Source organism: Streptomyces sp. NRRL S-495 (genome assembly GCF_000966955.1).
GTDB lineage: Bacteria > Actinomycetota > Actinomycetes > Streptomycetales > Streptomycetaceae > Kitasatospora > Kitasatospora purpeofusca.
On the sequence record NZ_JZWY01001350.1, the window covers coordinates 1 to 512 of the forward strand.

The window sequence follows — 512 nt, forward strand, 5'->3', positions numbered from 1 at the left end:
GGCCGAGGGTGACTTCGAGGCTGCCGAGTTCGGAGAGCAGCAGTCCGCGTCGGCGGTCGCTGAGGGGTTCGGCGAGGACGCGGCGCAGCAGGGCGACGGCGTCGGCGGGGCGGTCGGTGTCGGCGGCTCCGCGGGCGGCGCGGCGCAGGGTGTCCGCGGCCCAGTGGGGGGCGGGGGCGGGGGTGAGCAGGAGGTGGCCGGCGACGAGTTCGTCGGGGGCTCCGGCGTGGTGGAGGTGTTCGGCGGCGGCGAGGTGGACGTCGGCGCGGTGGCCGGGGGCGTGGCCGGTGAGGACGGCGTCGGCGAGCAGGGGGTGGGCGAAGCGGGGCCAGTGGCCGGCGTCGGGGGTGTCGAGGTGGTGGTGGGCGGTGAGGTCGGCGAGCCAGCCGGTGAGCCGGCCGGGGTCGGCGGCGGCGAGGTGGGCGAGCAGGGGGACGGGGTCCAGGGGCGGGGTGCCGGGGGCGGGGGTGGCGTCGGCGGCGGGGTGCTCGCGCATCCGGGCGAGGACCCGG

Annotated in this window: 1 pseudogene; it reads right to left on the bottom strand. The window is 80.3% G+C overall.

What is annotated here, in order from left to right:
* Positions 1-496: pseudogene (locus VR45_RS41620) on the bottom strand (helix-turn-helix transcriptional regulator); the annotation flags it as partial.
* Positions 497-512 lie beyond the last annotated feature (16 nt).